Below are 16,570 nucleotides of genomic sequence, written 5' to 3'. Positions count from 1 at the left end.
GGACCAACGGTCCGCACCCACCGGGAGTCATTGGTCCAATGCAATCAGAACGTATAGCGGACGCGGCCGTAGTAATACGCGCCATTGCTGCCGATCGGCGACAGCACGTCGTACGGCAGGTTGCCGAAGTAGTGGATATCGCTGTTGGATCGATCCGGGTAGTTGTCGGTCAGGTTCTGGCCGCCGATGGCCACGCTCCATTGCGGGGTGATGCGGTACTCCACTTCCGCATCCAGCTGCCACTCGGCCTGGTAGGTCTGGCGCGGGATATAGCCGTCACCGAAGTTGAACACGCGGGTGGCGCTGCCGTAGCGGTTCACGCGGGTGCTCAGCGACCAGTGGTCGTTGCTCCATGCGGCCGAGAAACTGCCACGCGTACGCGGCGTAGCATCGGTGAGCGTGTTGGTCTCTTCGATGCCGAACAGCACGTAGTCCGGATTCAGTGCACGCAGCTGTGCCGGCGTGGCCAGCACGTTCTTCAGCGTGGTCTTCGTGTACGCATAGGTGCCGGTCAACAGCAGCTGGCCATCGCCCAGCGACTGGCGCCAGTTGCTCACCAGTTCGGCGCCGAGGGTGCGGGTGTCGGCGGCGTTGACGAAGAAACTGGCGCTCTGCAGGCCGCTGACGCCGTAGTTGGCCGCCACGTAGTCGGTCAGCGCATCGCCGGTGATGCTCTCCGACAGCGCGATGCGGTCATCGATGTCGATCTGGAAGAAGTCCAGCGACAGGTCGAAGTGCTCACCGATGCGGCTGGTGAAGCCCAGCGAGGTGTTGATCGATTTTTCCGGCTTCAGGTTCTGCGCACCCAGGCCGCGTGCGATCGGATTGTTGACCGACAGCAGGCGGCCCTGCACCAGCTGTCCGCCGGCGTTGTAGCCGGTGGAGGTGGATTCGTAGCCGATCTGCGCCAGCGACGGCGCGCGGAAATTGTTGGAAATGGCACCGCGCAGCGCGAACGCCGGGGTGAATTCATAGCGCAGGCCGAGCTTGCCGGTCAGTTCACCGCCGAAATCGTCGTTGTGCTCGTAGCGTGCGGCCAGATCGGAGGAAAACTTCTCGCCGAACTGGCTGGACAGGCTGGCGTAGGCGCTGGCCACGTCGCGCGACAGGCGCGCTGCATCCTGCGGGGTCAGGCCGCCACCGGCCTGCGAGCCGGTCGGGCGATCGGTGTAGGGGCCGGCGGCGTAGCTGGCCGGGTCACCCGGGCGGGTCTGGTAGCGCTCATGGCGCGCTTCCACGCCCAGGCCCAGGGTGTGGCTGATGCTGTCGCTCTGGGTGAACACACGACTCAGGTCGAGGTTGCCCACGGTCTGTGCGTATTCGTAGTCGGCGGTCTTGAAGCGGGTCGGGCTGGTTGGGCCCAGCGACGCGTTGAGCGAATCACGCAGGCGGTAGGTGAAGTCGTTCTGGCCGTAATCCAGGCTGCCGTCGTAGCTCCATTCACCCCACTGGCCGCGCACGCCGGCCACGGCCTGCACGTCGCGGTTCTCGCCTTCGGAGATCGGCCGGTAACCGTTCGGATAGACCTGCTTCCAGTTGGCATCGCCATCGGGGTAGCGGAAGTAGTTCGCACCTTCGGTATCACGCTGGTTGAAGGTACCGAATGCGTAGAACGTCGAGGTCTGGCCCACCGGGATCTCGGTGTTCAGCCACAGGTTGATGTCCTTGCTCTTGCCATCGCCCAGCACGTAGTTGCGCTTGCCCTGCAGCGCCAGGTTGTCCGGCGTCTGGTCCCACGGCGGAATCTGGTCGAAGCCGGCGCGGTTGGTGCCGTTGCGGTGCTTGTACTCCAGGCCGACACGCAGGAAGCCGCCGTCCTCGCCCAGCGAGGTGCCGACCTTGGCGCTGATGTTGCCGGTCTGGCCGTCGGTGAGGGTGCGGCCGATCGGCTTGAGGTCGGTGTGGTTGGCACCGTAGCTGGCCTCGATCTCGCCGCCGTCACCGCCGTTGTCGAGGATCACGTTGATCACGCCGGCCACGGCGTCCGAGCCGTACAGCGCACCGGCGCCGTCGCGCAGCACTTCGATGCGCTTGATCGCGCTGACCGGGATCGAATTGAAGTCGACCGGCGTGGTGCCCTTGCCGATCTTGCTGTCGGTGTTGACCAGCGCGGTGTGGTGGCGGCGCTTGCCATTGACCAGCACCAGCACCTGGTCCGGCGACAGGCCACGCAGCTGTGCGGCGCGCACGTGGTCGGCGCCGCCGGAGTTGGACTGGCGCGGGAAGTTGAACGACGGCAGCAGGGCCTGCAGCGCACTGCCCAGCTCACCGTTGACCACGCCGGCCTTGCGGATGTCCTCGGCGGTGAGCACATCCACCGGCGAGGTGGATTCGAGCACGGTGCGGTCGGCCGCGCGTGTGCCGGTGACGATCACCGTGTCCAGGTTGGTGGCGTCCTGGGCTAGAGCCGGGACGGCGGTGGAGGAAAGCGCGAGGGCGATGGCGAGGCCGAGCGGCGACGCGGGCAGGCGGATGGACATGGGGGCTCCAGCAACAACGACGACGGGGAAGGGGGAGATAGTTTCACTTACATCCATCCGGATGAAGCGATATATTATCTTCGCGTGATGGCCGGTGCAGATGCAAGTCCCTGCCGGTCCGGCATGAGCTGATGCCCTGCTGGCATCAGCACGCCGGGCCAGTGGCGCTGTACGCTGCCGGCTCGCCTCTGTCCCCCTTCCCCGGAGCTGTACCGATGAAACACCTTGGCCTCGTCTTCGCCGTGCTGCTGGCCACCAGTGGCTGCGCCAGCCTCTCTTCGCAGGCGCCCAGCGCCTACGCCACGGCTACCACCGCCGAACTGAAGGGCGATGCCGCACGCCCGTCCGCCGGCCACGGCTGGGTGCGCAGCGAGCTGTACTTCGGCGTGGGCGAGGAGCAGGGCGCCGGCAACCGTCCGCAGGCCGACACCATCAGCGAGACGCAGTGGCGCACCTTCCTGGACAAGGAAGTGACCCCGCGCTTCCCGGATGGCCTGACCGTATTCGATGCCTACGGCCAGTGGCTGTTCCGCGGTGATGCCTCGCCCAACCGCCTGCGCACCAAGGTGCTGGTGGTGCTGCACGAGGACACCCCGCAGCGCCGCGCCGATATCGAGGCGATCCGCCTGGCGTGGAAGCAGCAGACCAAGCATCAATCGGTGCTGTGGTCGCGGCAGCCGGTCGAGGTATCGTTCTGAGCTGAAGGTGCCGCCGCGGTGCCGCAGGAAGCAGTGATGAACTACAGGGAATGCCTGCTGGGCCTGGTGTTGGCCGGCGTGCTGGCACCGACGGCGCAGGCGCGTGGGGACGACAGCGAGACGCTGCGGTTCCAGGTGGCCGCTCACGTGCAGGCGCACGCCGATCCCCAGCAGGACGGCAGCATCGCGGTGCAGCTGTCACCGTCGGGCAAGCGCCAGACGCTGGCGGGTGCGGCGGACGCCGACGGCAATTCGCGCTGGTCACTGGAGGACGTCGATTTCGATGGCTACCCGGAACTGGTTGCGCGTGCATCGGTGGGCATGGTCAACGAGGCGGTGGCGGTGTATCGCTTCGATCCGGCCAGTGCCGGGTTCCGCGCGCTGCAGGCGGACACCCATGGCAAGGACAGCTGCGGTGACCTGATGGGGTTGAGCGTGGATGCTGCCACTCGAACCCTGACCAGCAGCTGCCGCAGTGGCCCGATGTGGTACGCCGACCAGTACCGGTTCTCGGGCGCGACGCTCTACCTCTACCGCAGCGAGAGTGTGCTGATGCTGGGCGACACGGTGAACGCCGCGTTGCAATGGGAACAGACCGACGAGCAGGGTCCGCTGGCGGTCTGGCGTACCTATGATCCCGCCGGTCGTGTGCTGGAGACCGCCATCGCCGATGGCCTGGGCGCACCGCCCGACGGGCCGCTGCGTGGCCAGCAGGCCACCGTGGTGCCAGCGCGGTTGTTCCTGTTCGATCGGCCCGGCACATCCAGCACCAAACGCTACCTGGTGCAGGGCGACCACGTGGAGATGCTGGATGAACAGGATGGCTGGATGAAGCTGCGCTACCGCAATCCGAAGCTGGGCGCGGTGGAAGGTTGGATCAACGTCAACGATTGAAGAAAAAAGGGGACGGAGGGAATTAAGTCGTTTGTGCCGTTAACGACTTAATTCCCTCCGTCCCCTTTTTTTGCGGTGGCATCACTTCATCGGGTCTAGCCTCGGATGTTCCCCCGTTCGAGGATGTATCCGATGAGCAAGCGCGTGGCCGAAATCGTGGTGGACGCCCTGCAGCAGGCTGGTGTCCGCCGTTGCTACGGCATCGTGGGCGATACGCTCAATCATGTGACCGATGCGATGCATGGCAGCGAGATCGCCTGGGTGCACGTACGCCATGAAGAAGTGGCAGCGTTCGCCGCAGGCGCCGATTCGTTGGTGAGCGGCCAGTTGACGGCGTGTGCTGGCTCCTGCGGGCCCGGTGGCCTGCACTTCATCAACGGTATCTTCGAAAGCAATCGCAACCGTGCGCCGATGGTGCTGATCGCCAGCCAGGTGGTGACCAGCGAGCTGGGCATGGAATTCCCGCAGGAAGTGGACTTCAAGGCGGTGTATGCCAGTTGTTCAGTGTTCTGCGAGCAGGTGCACAGCGCCGAACAGGCGCGCCGCGTGGTCACGCTGGCCTGCCAGGCCGCGATCAGTCGCCGCGGCGTAGCGGTGGTGATCCTGCCCGCCGATATCAGCCAGGCCGAAGTGAAGCACGACGTGCCGTTCTCGGTGCACTACACCCAGCCGGTGCTGCGTCCCTCCGACGCGGAACTGCAGCGTATCGCCGAGTTGTTGGGGCAGGGCAAGCGCATTGGTGTCTACGCTGGTGCCGGTTGCCAGGGCGCACACGCGCAACTGCTGGAGCTGGCCCGGCGCCTGCAGGCGCCGGTGGCGCACACCTCGCGCGCCAAGGATTTCGTCGAGCCGGACAACCCGTACAACATGGGCATGACCGGCATCTTCGGCATCGAATCCGGCTTTCACACGCTGATGGAGTGCGACACGCTGCTGCTGCTCGGAGCCGACTTTGCCTGGGGCCAGTTCTACCCGGACAAGGCCACCATCATCCAGGTCGACCGCGATGGCAGCCACCTGGGTCGCCGCCATCCGGTGAACCTTGGCGTGGTCGGTGATATCGCGCCGACGCTGGACGCCTTGCTGCCGATGCTGCCGCCGCGCGAGGACAGCAGTTTCCTGGACGAGTGCATCGAGCGCCGTGACAAGGCACTGAGGAAGCGCGAGCAGGAAGAGCAGCCGGGCGAAGGCGAGCTGATCCATCCGCAGCACCTGACCGCGCTGCTGTCGAAGTACGCCACCGATGATGCACTGTTCACCGCCGACGGAGGCTCGCCGATGGTGTGGGTGTTGCGCCACATCCGTGTCAACGGCCGCCGCCGCACGCTGACCAGCTTGCTGCACGGCACGATGGCCAACGCGATGCCACAGGCACTGGGCCTGCAGAAGGCGTTCCCGGGTCGGCAGGTGATCTCGCTGTCCGGCGATGGTGGCCTGGCGATGCTGTTGGGCGATCTGTTGACGGCCGTGCAGGAAAGCCTGCCGATCAAGGTGGTGGTGTTCAACAACGGCTCGCTGAACTTCGTCGAGCTGGAGCAGAAGGTGGAGGGGCTGCTGGACAACTACACCGACCTGAAGAACCCGGACTTCGGCCGCCTGGCCGAGGTGATCGGCTTCCATGGCCGCACGGTCACCCGCAGCGAGGACCTGGAGGAGGCGGTGCAGGACTTCCTGGCGCAGCGCGGCCCGGCGCTGCTGGATGTGCATACCAGCCGCGCTGAACTGGTGATGCCGCCGCAGATCGAGGCCAAGCAGGTGGCCGGTACGGCGCTGTATGCGGCCAAGGCGGTGTTGAACGGCCGCTTCGACGACGTGAAGCATCTGCTGGTGGACAACTTCCTGAAGAAGTAGGGGGTTGGTCGATGCAGGGCTGCGCCCTGCACCCGCGGTAGTGCCGGCCGCTGGCCGGCAACTTCAAAAGCAAAGGCGGCTATCCGTGGGATGGCGGGGTGGGTCCGGTTGCGGGGGACGCTGCAAGTCCCCCTCCGGGGCCCGGCCCAGCCGCTGGCGGCTGTGCGTTCGGGCGCTTGCGAAGCAATGCTTCGCAAGCAAAGCGCCCTCACCCATGTAAGCTCGGTCGCGCCATCCATGGCGCTCACGCCCCCGCAACCGGACCCACCCCGCCTTCGACAGTTTCCTGCGATCTGTCGGAACGGCATATTGCGCTGGTGGGTGTCGACCTTGGTCGACACGGTAGATCCACGCCATGCGTGGATAGCGTGGAAATGATCGAATTGTTCTCGTAGAGCCGAGCCATGCTCGGCTCAGCGCGAAGCGACCCGCTTTTGCTTTTGATCTTTTGATTCTCTTCCGTGGCTGGCACGCGCAGGAAACTGTCAGGGGCCGTTCGGGATGGGCTGCGCAGGACCGTTGGCGCCATGGATGGCGCCATCGAGCCCCAGGGACGGGTTTACGGCGTGTCCTGCGCAGCCCATCCCGAACGGCCCAACCCAGAAATCGCTGTCCGCGACCAACCCAGCCACGAGGGGCCCCGCCGTTGGCTGGAACCCATCATTCCACCACGGAATTGGCGCGCCGGCCCCGCTGGGCCTACCATCGGCGGTCCCCACCCCCACCGCCCCTTCCATGTCCGCTCCCGCTTCCGCCGCACCGCGTCGCTGGTTCGTCGCCGGCGACTTCAACGGCTTCTTCGGCCTGGTCGTCGACAACCTCTCCATCCTCGGTTTCATCGCCATGGCCCTGGTCGGGATCTTCCAGTTCCCCGCCGACGTGGTGTTCGGCCGCATGTTCCCTGGCACCGCCTTCGGCGTGCTGGTCGGCAACCTGCTGTACACCCTGATGGCGCGCCGGTTGGCCGCGCGTACCGGCCGCGACGATGTCACCGCCATGCCGCTGGGCCTGGATGCACCGACCAGCATCGGCATGGCGTTGCTGGTGCTCGGCCCGGCCTTCATCGCCTTCAAGCAGCAGGGCATGGATCCGCATGCCGCGGGTATCGCGACCTGGCAGCTGGGCATGGCCGCGCTGGTCATCATGGGCGTGCTCAAGTTCGTGCTGTCCTTCTTTGGCGAAGCGGTCACCCGCGCGCTGCCGCGGGCCGCGCTGCTGGGCTCCATCGCCGGCATCGCGCTGGTGCTGATGGGCCTGCTGCCGCTGCTGGAAACGCTGCGCTCGCCGCTGGTCGGCTTCACCACGCTGGGCCTGCTGCTGTACGTGCTGATCGCCAAGGGCAAGCTGCCGGTGCGTGGCCCCGGCGTGTTGCTGGCCTTCGTGTTCGGCACCGTGCTGTATTACGGCCTTGGCCTGGCCGGGCTGGGCGCACCGGGCTTCCACGTGCCGGAGTGGGTGCCGCCACAGGTGGTGCTGCCGCTGCCGACGCTGGGCTTCCTCGACGGCCTGCCCACCGCGATGACCTACCTGCCGCTGCTGCTGCCGTTCGGCCTGCTGATGGTGGTCGGTGGCATCAACGTCTCCGAAAGCGCACGCGCAGCCGGTGATGATTACCGCACCCGCGACATCCTGCTGGTGGAGGCGGTAGCCACGCTGGTGGCCGGTGTCTGCGGCGGCGTCGCGCAGACCACGCCGTACATCGGCCAGCCGGCGTACAAGCACATGGGCGCGCGTAGCGGCTACACGCTGCTGACCGGCCTGTTCGTTGGCATCGGCGGCATGCTCGGCATCATCTCCGGGCTGGTGCAGTGGCTGCCGCTGGCGGTGCTGGCACCGATCATCGTGTACGTGGCCATCGACATCACCACCCAGGCCTTCCAGGCCACGCCGCGCCACCATACCGGCGCGATGGTGTTCGGTTTCCTGCCGTCGGTAGCGTACCTGCTGGCGATCAAGGCGCCAGGCTGGATCGCACCGGACCAGCTGCCGCAGCTGCTGACCAAGCTCGATGGCCACGGCCTGCCGGAACTGGCGGTGATCTTCACCCTCGGCAATGGCTTCATCATCACCTCGATGCTGTGGATCTCTGCGGTGGCGGCCATGGTTGATGGCCGCCTGCGCCGCGCCTGCGGCTTCCTGCTGGTGGCGGCGGTGCTGACCCTGTTCGGCCTGATCCACTCGGTGGACCCGCGCGGTGGCATCTACCTGCCGTGGGATCTGGACGGCCTGGCGCGCATCATCAGCTGGCAGTTCGCCGGCGCCTATGTGGCATTGGCGCTGCTGCTGGGCCTGCTGTCACTGCAGAAGCAGGCGGTGAAGCCGCTGGGTGAAAACAGCTGACCCGTGGTAGTGCCGGCCGCTGGCCGGCATCCTCATGGACCTCGGACGTAGCGTGCAGCTGCCGGCCAGCGGCCGGCACTACCGCTCTCCATCGAGTTCCGGGTAGTGGCGGAAGATGCCGTTGGTGTTGAACGGCAATCGCCGTTCCGAGTCCAGATAGGAGGCAATGTTGGGTCGTTTCGCCACCCGCTCCTGCAGCGCGCGCAGCAGGGGCAGGGTCGGTTCCAGTGCCTGCATGCGGCGTGGGAACATGTAGTTCAGCCCGCTCAGCAGCTGGAACAGCGACAGATCCACATACGAGTGCTCGCGCAGTGCATGGCGGCCACCGTTGGCGGCCAGCACCTGCTCGAAGTAGCTGAGGAACTTCGGTAGCCGTTCGCTGCGCAGCGACGCGGCACGTGCCTTGGCCTCGGTCTTCTGCTCTTCGTAGTACTTCGATGCAGCGATCGGATGGTGGGTGTCATGCACCTCGGCCACCAGGTCGGCGATGGTCAGCTGCAACTGCAGCGCCTGCATCCGCCGCGAGGCTGCCTGCGGCACCAGGTCCAGCGTCGGGCCCAGGAAATCCAGGATTGCCGCGACCTGCGCGATGACCTGGCGACCGGCCTTCAGGAACGGCGGCGCGAAGGGCTGCGCACCTTCACTGCTGCCATCGAGAAACGGCTGCATCACTGCATCGCCGTGCACCCGCGCCATGTCGATGTAGTCGGCACCGGCATCTTCCAGCGCCAGCCGCACGAACTCGCCACGGCCCTGGATGCCGGTCCAGTAATACAGCGCGTATTGCATGGCTGTGTCTCCACGGGACAGGATGCATAGCGTCGCGCTGCTCGCGCAAAGCGGGCGTGAGTGCAATGCCTACCTGGCGTTGGATGTCGGAGTGTTCAGGCCGATGGCGCGACGGTGATGATGTCGTGTTCATTGACGCTGCCAGCCAGCGTGTAGCGATATCCCTTGGCCAGAACTTCAACGTAGCTGTCATGTGCGGCAAGGATGAAAAGCTGCAGGTCGTGGACATTGCGGGGATCGTAGTGCGCGAGCAGTGCCGCCAGGCCAGGATCGTGGATGACCCGGTAGAAGCCGGGGAAAGGGCAGAGACCGGTTTGCCGCCAGTGCGCGGTTTCATCGGCTGGTCCGGTTTCCTCGAAGATCTCGCCGTGGCGCATCTCGTGAAAATTTCCGCCCCGGCAACGCGCTTCATGGACAAGTTCGAAATCCACCTGCAGTGAGCGGTAACGCATGCCCGGCTGCGCTGCATAGTCCTCCAGCGTCTGTGCCTCCACGTTCACCTGTGCGCTCGCGTTATGCTCTCGATACACCAGTGTCAGGTCGAGCGTGCTGATGCGGAAAGGCACCGGTTCCGGGCAAAGCTCCATGGGTCGTTCGTCGAAGAGGCTGGACTGCTCATTGGGCCGCCCGTCGCACTGCGCTGTCAACGCGTTTCCCGAACCTTACCGGAACGGGTGGGGAACCCACGGAAATCAGCCGGGTCACACCTTCTCCATGCGTGTGAAAACGAGGTGCTGCATCATGCAGAGTGGAAAAGCAGTTTGGCCCTGGGTGTTGGGCGTGGTGGTGATCGGTGGCGCGGGCGGTTGGCTGTTCCGCGACCAGCTGAAGAGCCTGGCGGACGGGGTTTCGGTGCCGGTGCAATCAACCCCGGCCAGTACCGGCGCACCGGCACAACCGAAGGCGGCCGCAGAACCCGCCCCAACACTACCTCCGATCAAGCATCCGCTGGATACCGAGGCCGCGGCGGATCCGGCGCTGCCGAAGCTGGCTGACAGCGATGCCGCTGCCTGGGACGCGCTGAGCCAGCTGTTCCAGGGCGAGGGTCCGCTGACCCTGCTGTTGCGCGACCATCTGATCCAGCGCCTGGTCACTCAGGTCGACAACCTGGACAAGCCCAGCGTGCCACCCACAGCGCTGGCCGCGCGCCCGCTGCCGGGCAGCCTGCAGGTCGAGCCGGGCGAAGGCGGTGAACGCATCGCCGCCAGCAACGCGGCGCGCTATGCGCCCTACGTACAGGCCTTCACCGCGCTGGACCCGGCGGCAACGGCCACGTCCTACAAGCGCTTCTATCCGCTGATCCAGCAGGCTTACGTGGACCTTGGCCGGCCCGAGGGCTATTTCAACGACCGTCTGGTCACGGTGATCGACCACCTGCTGGACACCCCGGAACTGGCCCAGCCGCCGCTGGTGCAGCGCGACGAACGGGGCCGCTATCGCTTCGTCGATCCCACCCTGCAGTCACGCTCGATCGGGCAGAAGGCCCTGCTGCGCATGGATCCGGCGCAGGCGCGGGCGGTCAAGCAGCAGCTGCGGGCGATCCGCAGCGCGATCACCCGCTGAGCCGGTCCATCGCGCAGAACTGATCGGGATCAACGCGCCGACCACACCCGTTCCGGCATGCTGGCCGCAGGCTGACTGGCCTCGGGGTGCAGTCGCAGTCACCCTTGAAACGGGGTGGGGCAACCGCATCTTTCCAGCATCGCCGGCGCGGGCCGGCCCTGATGACCGATGAGGATTCGCAATGCGGATGGACAAGCTCACCTCGCGTTTCCAGCAGGCGCTGGCAGACGCACAGTCGCTGGCCGTGGGCCGCGACAACAGCATCATCGAACCGGTTCACCTGTTCAGCGCGTTGCTGGACCAGCAGGGTGGCAGTACGCGCCCGCTGCTGGCCCAGGCCGGGGTGAACGTGCCGGTGCTGCGCGAGCGCCTGACCGAGGCACTGGATGCGCTGCCGAAGGTGTCCGGCCAGGCTGGCAACGTTTCGATGGGCAACGACCTCGGACGCCTGCTCAATCACACTGACAAGCTGGCCCAGCAGAATGGCGATGCCTTCATTGCCAGCGAGTGGTTCGTGCTGGCGGCGCTGGAAGACAGGGGCACGCTGGGCATGGCGCTGCGCGCCGCCGGTGCCGACAAGACCCGCCTGCAGACCGCCATCGACAAGCTGCGTGGCGGCGAGAACGTGCAGTCGGAGAACGCCGAGGAACAGCGGCAGGCGCTGGAGAAGTACACCATCGACCTGACCGCGCGCGCCGAGAGCGGCAAGCTCGATCCGGTGAACGGCCGTGACGAGGAAATCCGTCGCACCATCCAGGTGCTGCAGCGCCGGACCAAGAACAACCCGGTGCTGATCGGCGAACCTGGCGTTGGCAAGACCGCGATCGTCGAAGGCCTGGCCCAGCGCATTATCAACGACGAAGTGCCCGAGGGCCTGCGCGGCAAGCGCGTGCTGTCGCTGGACATGGGCGCGCTGATCGCCGGTGCCAAGTTCCGTGGTGAGTTCGAGGAGCGATTGAAGGGCGTGCTCAACGACCTGGCCAAGAGCGAAGGGCAGATCATCCTGTTCATCGATGAGCTGCACACCATGGTCGGTGCGGGTAAGGCCGATGGCGCGATGGATGCCGGCAACATGCTCAAGCCGGCGCTGGCACGCGGCGAGCTGCACTGCGTCGGTGCCACCACGCTGGATGAGTACCGCAAGTACATCGAAAAGGATGCCGCGCTGGAGCGCCGCTTCCAGAAGGTCTTCGTGGGTGAGCCGTCGGTGGAAGACACCATTGCCATCCTGCGCGGGCTGAAGGAAAAGTACGCGGTGCACCACGGCGTGGAGATCACCGACCCGGCCATCGTCGCCGCTGCGACGCTGTCCAACCGCTACATCACCGACCGCCAGCTGCCGGACAAGGCCATCGATCTGATGGACGAGGCGGCCTCGCGCCTGCGCATGGAAATCGACTCCAAGCCGGAGGAGCTGGACCGCCTGGAACGCCGGGTGATCCAGCTGAAGATCCAGCGCGAGATGCTGAAGAAGGAAAAGGACGAGGCCTCGCGGCAGCGCCTGGCCGATCTGGAGAACGACATCGAGGCGCTGGAGCGCGAGTTCTCCGACCTCAATGAAATCTGGAAGTCGGAGAAGGCCGCGCTGCAGGGTGCGACCAAGATCAAGGAGCAGGTCGAGCAGGCCAAGCTGGAGCTGGAAGCCGCGCAGCGCCGCCAGGATTTCGCCAAGATGAGCGAGATCCAGTACGGCCTGCTGCCGCAGCTGGAAAAACAGCTGGCCGCCGCGCAGGAAGCCGAACACAGGGACTTCAAGCTGGTGCAGGACCGGGTCACCGACGAGGAGATCGCCGAGGTCGTGTCGCGCTGGACCGGCATCCCGGTCAACAAGATGCTCGAAGGTGAGCGCGACAAGCTGCTGCGCATGGAAGAGGTGCTGCACAACCGCGTGGTCGGCCAGGAGGAAGCGATCAAGGTCGTCTCCGATGCCGTGCGCCGTTCGCGTGCGGGCCTGTCCGATCCGAATCGCCCGGCCGGTTCGTTCCTGTTCCTCGGCCCGACCGGCGTCGGCAAGACCGAGCTGTGCAAGTCGCTGGCCGAGTTCCTGTTCGACAGTGCCGACGCGATGATCCGCATCGACATGAGCGAGTTCATGGAGAAGCACAGCGTCGCCCGCCTGATCGGTGCGCCCCCGGGCTACGTCGGTTACGAAGAGGGTGGCTACCTGACCGAGGCCGTGCGTCGCCGTCCGTATTCGTTGATCCTGCTGGACGAAGTGGAGAAGGCGCATCCGGATGTGTTCAACATCCTGCTGCAGGTGCTGGACGATGGCCGCCTGACCGATGGCCAGGGCCGCACCGTGGACTTCCGCAACACCGTCATCGTGATGACCTCGAACCTGGGCTCGCACCAGATCCAGGACATGAGCGCCGACGACAGTCCGGAGGCCTACACGCAGATGAAGGCGGCGGTGATGGGCGTGGTACAGGCGCACTTCCGTCCGGAGTTCATCAACCGCTTGGACGACATCGTGGTGTTCCACCCGCTGGACAAGCAGCAGATCAAGCAGATCGCGCGCATCCAGATGCGTGGGCTTGAGAAGCGGCTGGCCGAGCGCGGGTTGAAGCTGGCGGTCTCCGATGCGGCGTTCGACCTGCTCGGCAACGTCGGTTTCGATCCAGTCTATGGCGCGCGCCCGTTGAAGCGTGCAATCCAGTCGCAGCTGGAGAACCCGCTGGCGCAGAAGATCCTGTCCGGCGCCTTCGTCAACGGCGACACCATTGAAGTCGGCAACGACGGCGGCCACCTGGTGTTCGCCAAGGCGTGATTCACACGGGGCGCTGCCTGGTCGCAGCGCCCCGTTTCCTGCGGAGTACGCCGGGCCATGCCCGGCGCTCACTCAGAAGCGGTGCGTATAGCCGCTCATCAAGCCGAACTGGTTCGCCTTCTGCACGATCGGGCTGTCGGCGGCGTCGCCAAGCAGTCGCGTGCCCTCAGCCGAGATGTACCAGTTGCCGTTGCGGCCCACGCGGTGGCTCCATTTCAGGCCAAGACCGGCACTGACCAGGCCGGCCTTCGGCGTGTGCTGGGCAAAGCCGGTGCGCGCCGCCTGTTCCGGGCTGACGCCGTACCAGGTCTGCATGTAGCCACGGTTGCCGTAGTCGGTGGACACGCTGCCGCTGACCACACCGCCGGCCAGGTCGAACAGCGGCATGCTCAGGTTCAGGTGGATCTGCTGGGTGGCCAGGCCGTTCTCGGCCTTGTCCTCGTCCTTGCGGGTGAACTGCCAGGCGCCGCTCAGCACGGCTTCGCCCAGCGTATAACCAGCCGAGACACCGACCAGGGGACGGGTATCGATATCACCCATGCCGCGCAGGAAGTCCGAACCGCCGAGCAGGGAGTCCTTGTCGCGGCGGATGCCGCTGGCGCCGATGTAGGCACGCACGCGGGTGTGCTCGCCAATGGACGTGCCCCAGCCGATGCCACTGGTGCCCAGAAACCATCCCCCCGGCGAGGTGACATCGAACGACAGCGACGGCGTCGCGCGGTATTCCTCGCTGCCGCTGTAGCGCGGCGTCACGCCACCACCAGCGGCGAGCTCGAAGGTCCAGTGGTCATCCTTGGCGTGGGCGATCGGCGCGGCGAACAGCGGCAGCAGGGCCAGGCAGAGCAGGGTGGGGGAACGGCGAAGCTGGGACATGGAATCTCTCGACAATGGGAGGAAAGCAGCGCGCGCATCCGGCGAGTGCTGCAGGGTCGCCAGCGTGGCGATATGCCGGCGACCGATCCCTCCGCAGTTGTGCGGGAGTTGTAATCAACTGTAATGGCGCCCGTGGGCGTTCAGCTGGCAGCCAGCGGCCAGTGCATTTCCAGGCGCGCGCCACCCAGCGTGGCGCGGCTGATGCGCAGCTCGCCACCGTGGCGGGCTGCGATGCGGCTGACGATGGCCAGGCCCAGCCCGAAGCCGCCGGTGTCGCGGCTGCGGCTGTCATCCAGGCGGGTGAACGGGCGCATCACTTTTTCGTGGTCGGCCTCGGCGATGCCCGGGCCGTCGTCATCCACGCGCAGGCACGCGCGGCCGCCGACACCGACCAGCGACACTTCCACCTGCGAACGCGCGTGGCGCAGCGCATTGCCCACCAGATTGCTCAGCGCCAGCTGCAGCAGCCGCGGTTCGGCATCCACCCGCGGCAACGCACTGGGCTGCACGCGCAGGACCACGCCGGCTCGTTCGGCATCACGGCGTGCATCGGCCAGGCAGGCCTGCAGCCAGTCGTTGGCTTCAATGCGCTGCATCGGCTCGCCTTCGCCGGGATGCTCCAGACGCTCATAGGCCAGCAGTTCGCTGACCAGCCGGTTGAGTTCGGCCAGGTCGCCGTGCAGCCCCTGTGCCAGCCGTGTACGGCGTTCGTGATCGTCGCTGTCCTGCATCAGGTCCAGGCCGAAGGCCACGCGCGCGATGGGCGTGCGCAGTTCGTGCGATATGGCATGGGTGAGGTCGCGCTGGCGCTGGACCAGTTCGGCCACGCGTGCGGCCATGCGGTTGGAATGGTCGACGATGACGCGTATCTGCGAGCGTGGCGAAACCTGCGCGCGCGCCTGCAGATCGCCGGCACCGATGCGATCGGCGTGCACGCGCAGCGCGTCCAGATCGCGCCAGAGCAGGCGCACCCAGGCGTACAGGCACAGCCCGAACAGGGCCAGCATCACCGAATAGGCGATCAGGGTGAGATAGAGGGTCATCGACGGCTCGCCTGGCAGATGCAGGCGCAGCCAGGGGCCATCGGGATGCAGTGGATCAAGCGGCGCCAGTACGATCTCGAACTTCTGCCGGGAAATGAGCCCGTTGCGCTGCAGCTGTTCCTGTTCGCCGGCCGCGAGGGCCGGTGCTGACGGCAGCAGAGCCAATGCGATGCCATAGTGGGGTTGCCATTGCGCCAGCTGATCCTGCTGGGCGGCGGAGTCCTTTCCGTCCAACCCCTGCCGCAATGCATACAACTGGCCGCGCACCTGCTCTGCGAATACACGCTGCTGGAACGGCAGGTAGATGCGATCGAAGATCACGTTGATCAGCAGCAGGGTGATCAGGAAGCTCGCGCCGACCACCAGCCACAGGCGCAGGAACAGCCGCTTCATGCCGACCAGGACGAGGGATTGAACTGGTAGCCGCGGCCCCACACCGTCTTGATCCGCCGCGGTTCGCGTGCGTCATCGCCCAGCTTGCGGCGAAGCTTGCCGATGCTGACATCGACACTGCGGTCCAGCCCGTCGAAGCCGATGCCGCGCACCGCCTGCAGGATCTGGTCACGCGAGAGAATCTGCCCCGGCTGGCTGGCCAGCAGCCACAGGATCTCGAATTCGGTGGTGCCCATGTCCACCGGCTGGCCGTGCAGATGCACCTCGCGCTGCATGCGGTCGATCAGCAGCTCGCCGTGCATGAGGCGGCAGGGGGTGCCGGTGTTGCTGCTGCCATGGCGGCGGCGCAGCAGGGCGCGCAGGCGGGCCAGCAGCAGGCGCGGCTCGATCGGCTTGTGCACATAGTCGTCGGCGCCCGATTCCAGGCCGAGCACCTGTTCGATGTCGTCCTCGCAGGCGGTCAGCATCAGGATCGGCACATCGGAGAAGCTGCGGATCTGCCGGCACACGTCTATGCCGCCGAGGCCGGGCAGCATCAGGTCCAGCACCACCAGTTCCGGCGCGTGCTGGCGGCAGGCCGCACCGGCGAGGTCGCCACGGGCCACATGCTGCACGGCGAAGCCGTGTTCGTGAAGGTAGTCACTGACCAGCTCGGCCAGGCGGCGGTCGTCCTCCACCAGCAGCACCGGGGTCGGCGTGCCGCTGGCGGTGGGTGTCCAAGGGGATGGCTGCATGCGCGTTGGGCCTCCGTGCCCGGGCAGGAGCGCCCGGCGGCGAAGCCTAGCAATGGCCCATGACGGCTGCCTGAATCGCGGCCAACCTGATAACCGGTGGTACTGGCGTCATCGCCAGCAGCTTTCAGCGCGTGGTTCTGGCTGG

Annotated in this window: 12 protein-coding genes; 6 read left to right on the top strand and 6 right to left on the bottom strand. The window is 66.3% G+C overall.

Features of this window, described 5'->3' with window-relative positions:
• Nucleotides 1-44: 44 nt before the first annotated feature.
• The gene (locus ACZLIB_RS17870; protein WP_478468295.1) at nucleotides 45-2,480 is read right to left on the bottom strand and encodes a TonB-dependent receptor plug domain-containing protein; all 2,436 of its coding nucleotides are present in this window, start codon (nucleotides 2,478-2,480) and stop codon (nucleotides 45-47) included.
• A gap of 215 nt (nucleotides 2,481-2,695) precedes the next feature.
• Between ACZLIB_RS17870 and ACZLIB_RS17865 the strand changes: the two genes are divergently transcribed.
• From ACZLIB_RS17865 to ACZLIB_RS17850, 4 genes are all read left to right on the top strand, one after another.
• The gene (locus ACZLIB_RS17865; RefSeq protein ID WP_075676432.1) at nucleotides 2,696-3,178 is read left to right on the top strand and encodes a DUF3574 domain-containing protein; all 483 of its coding nucleotides are present in this window, start codon (nucleotides 2,696-2,698) and stop codon (nucleotides 3,176-3,178) included.
• A gap of 36 nt (nucleotides 3,179-3,214) precedes the next feature.
• Nucleotides 3,215-4,072 (top strand): XAC2610-related protein, encoded by an 858-nt coding sequence (locus tag ACZLIB_RS17860; RefSeq protein ID WP_478468293.1) that lies wholly within the window; start codon nucleotides 3,215-3,217, stop codon nucleotides 4,070-4,072.
• 132 nt (nucleotides 4,073-4,204) lie between these two features.
• Entirely contained in the window at nucleotides 4,205-5,923 is a 1,719-nt protein-coding gene (locus ACZLIB_RS17855) for a thiamine pyrophosphate-dependent enzyme (RefSeq protein ID WP_478468291.1), read from the top strand.
• A 735-nt stretch (nucleotides 5,924-6,658) separates the two neighbouring features.
• Nucleotides 6,659-8,263, top strand: coding sequence for a SulP family inorganic anion transporter (locus tag ACZLIB_RS17850; RefSeq protein WP_107431318.1), 1,605 nt, complete (start codon nucleotides 6,659-6,661; stop codon nucleotides 8,261-8,263).
• 78 nt (nucleotides 8,264-8,341) lie between these two features.
• On the opposite strand, the gene ACZLIB_RS17845 is transcribed toward ACZLIB_RS17850, so the two are convergent.
• Together ACZLIB_RS17845 and ACZLIB_RS17840 are read right to left on the bottom strand one after the other, a co-directional pair.
• A complete protein-coding gene (locus tag ACZLIB_RS17845; protein ID WP_032128550.1) occupies nucleotides 8,342-9,052 on the bottom strand; it encodes a glutathione S-transferase in 711 nt (236 codons plus the stop codon).
• A gap of 95 nt (nucleotides 9,053-9,147) precedes the next feature.
• On the bottom strand, nucleotides 9,148-9,639 hold the full coding sequence (locus tag ACZLIB_RS17840; protein WP_478468289.1) for a hypothetical protein: 492 nt from the start codon (nucleotides 9,637-9,639) through the stop codon (nucleotides 9,148-9,150).
• Nucleotides 9,640-9,793: 154 nt separating this feature from the next.
• Between ACZLIB_RS17840 and ACZLIB_RS17835 the strand changes: the two genes are divergently transcribed.
• Nucleotides 9,794-10,615: a DUF3014 domain-containing protein gene (locus ACZLIB_RS17835; RefSeq protein ID WP_478468288.1), complete on the top strand. Its 822-nt coding sequence runs from the start codon at nucleotides 9,794-9,796 to the stop codon at nucleotides 10,613-10,615.
• A 181-nt stretch (nucleotides 10,616-10,796) separates the two neighbouring features.
• A complete protein-coding gene (clpB, locus tag ACZLIB_RS17830) occupies nucleotides 10,797-13,382 on the top strand; it encodes an ATP-dependent chaperone ClpB (RefSeq protein ID WP_478468286.1) in 2,586 nt (861 codons plus the stop codon).
• A 72-nt stretch (nucleotides 13,383-13,454) separates the two neighbouring features.
• Here clpB and ACZLIB_RS17825 read toward each other — a convergent pair whose 3' ends face one another.
• From ACZLIB_RS17825 to ACZLIB_RS17815, 3 genes are all read right to left on the bottom strand, one after another.
• Complete coding sequence (locus ACZLIB_RS17825) at nucleotides 13,455-14,255, bottom strand: MipA/OmpV family protein (RefSeq protein ID WP_478468285.1); 801 nt, start codon at nucleotides 14,253-14,255, stop codon at nucleotides 13,455-13,457.
• Between the two features lie 140 nt (nucleotides 14,256-14,395).
• Entirely contained in the window at nucleotides 14,396-15,691 is a 1,296-nt protein-coding gene (locus tag ACZLIB_RS17820) for an ATP-binding protein (protein ID WP_164080389.1), read from the bottom strand.
• Nucleotides 15,688-16,425 (bottom strand): winged helix-turn-helix domain-containing protein, encoded by a 738-nt coding sequence (locus ACZLIB_RS17815; RefSeq protein ID WP_049461520.1) that lies wholly within the window; start codon nucleotides 16,423-16,425, stop codon nucleotides 15,688-15,690. Before ACZLIB_RS17815 ends, ACZLIB_RS17820 begins: the two co-directional genes overlap by 4 nt.
• Nucleotides 16,426-16,570 lie beyond the last annotated feature (145 nt).

Source organism: Stenotrophomonas sp. 220_Sma, from assembly GCF_056487375.1.
This window is presented reverse-complemented; position numbering and strand designations above follow the sequence as displayed.

Coding starts and splice junctions, on each gene's coding strand:
- ACZLIB_RS17870 (WP_478468295.1), bottom strand. CDS start 2,480: ATGTCCATCCGCCTGCCCGCGTCGCCGCTCGGCCTCGCCATCGCCCTC.
- ACZLIB_RS17865 (WP_075676432.1), top strand. CDS start 2,696: ATGAAACACCTTGGCCTCGTCTTCGCCGTGCTGCTGGCCACCAGTGGC.
- ACZLIB_RS17860 (WP_478468293.1), top strand. CDS start 3,215: ATGAACTACAGGGAATGCCTGCTGGGCCTGGTGTTGGCCGGCGTGCTG.
- ACZLIB_RS17855 (WP_478468291.1), top strand. CDS start 4,205: ATGAGCAAGCGCGTGGCCGAAATCGTGGTGGACGCCCTGCAGCAGGCT.
- ACZLIB_RS17850 (WP_107431318.1), top strand. CDS start 6,659: ATGTCCGCTCCCGCTTCCGCCGCACCGCGTCGCTGGTTCGTCGCCGGC.
- ACZLIB_RS17845 (WP_032128550.1), bottom strand. CDS start 9,052: ATGCAATACGCGCTGTATTACTGGACCGGCATCCAGGGCCGTGGCGAG.
- ACZLIB_RS17840 (WP_478468289.1), bottom strand. CDS start 9,639: ATGGAGCTTTGCCCGGAACCGGTGCCTTTCCGCATCAGCACGCTCGAC.
- ACZLIB_RS17835 (WP_478468288.1), top strand. CDS start 9,794: ATGCAGAGTGGAAAAGCAGTTTGGCCCTGGGTGTTGGGCGTGGTGGTG.
- clpB (WP_478468286.1), top strand. CDS start 10,797: ATGCGGATGGACAAGCTCACCTCGCGTTTCCAGCAGGCGCTGGCAGAC.
- ACZLIB_RS17825 (WP_478468285.1), bottom strand. CDS start 14,255: ATGTCCCAGCTTCGCCGTTCCCCCACCCTGCTCTGCCTGGCCCTGCTG.
- ACZLIB_RS17820 (WP_164080389.1), bottom strand. CDS start 15,691: ATGAAGCGGCTGTTCCTGCGCCTGTGGCTGGTGGTCGGCGCGAGCTTC.
- ACZLIB_RS17815 (WP_049461520.1), bottom strand. CDS start 16,425: ATGCAGCCATCCCCTTGGACACCCACCGCCAGCGGCACGCCGACCCCG.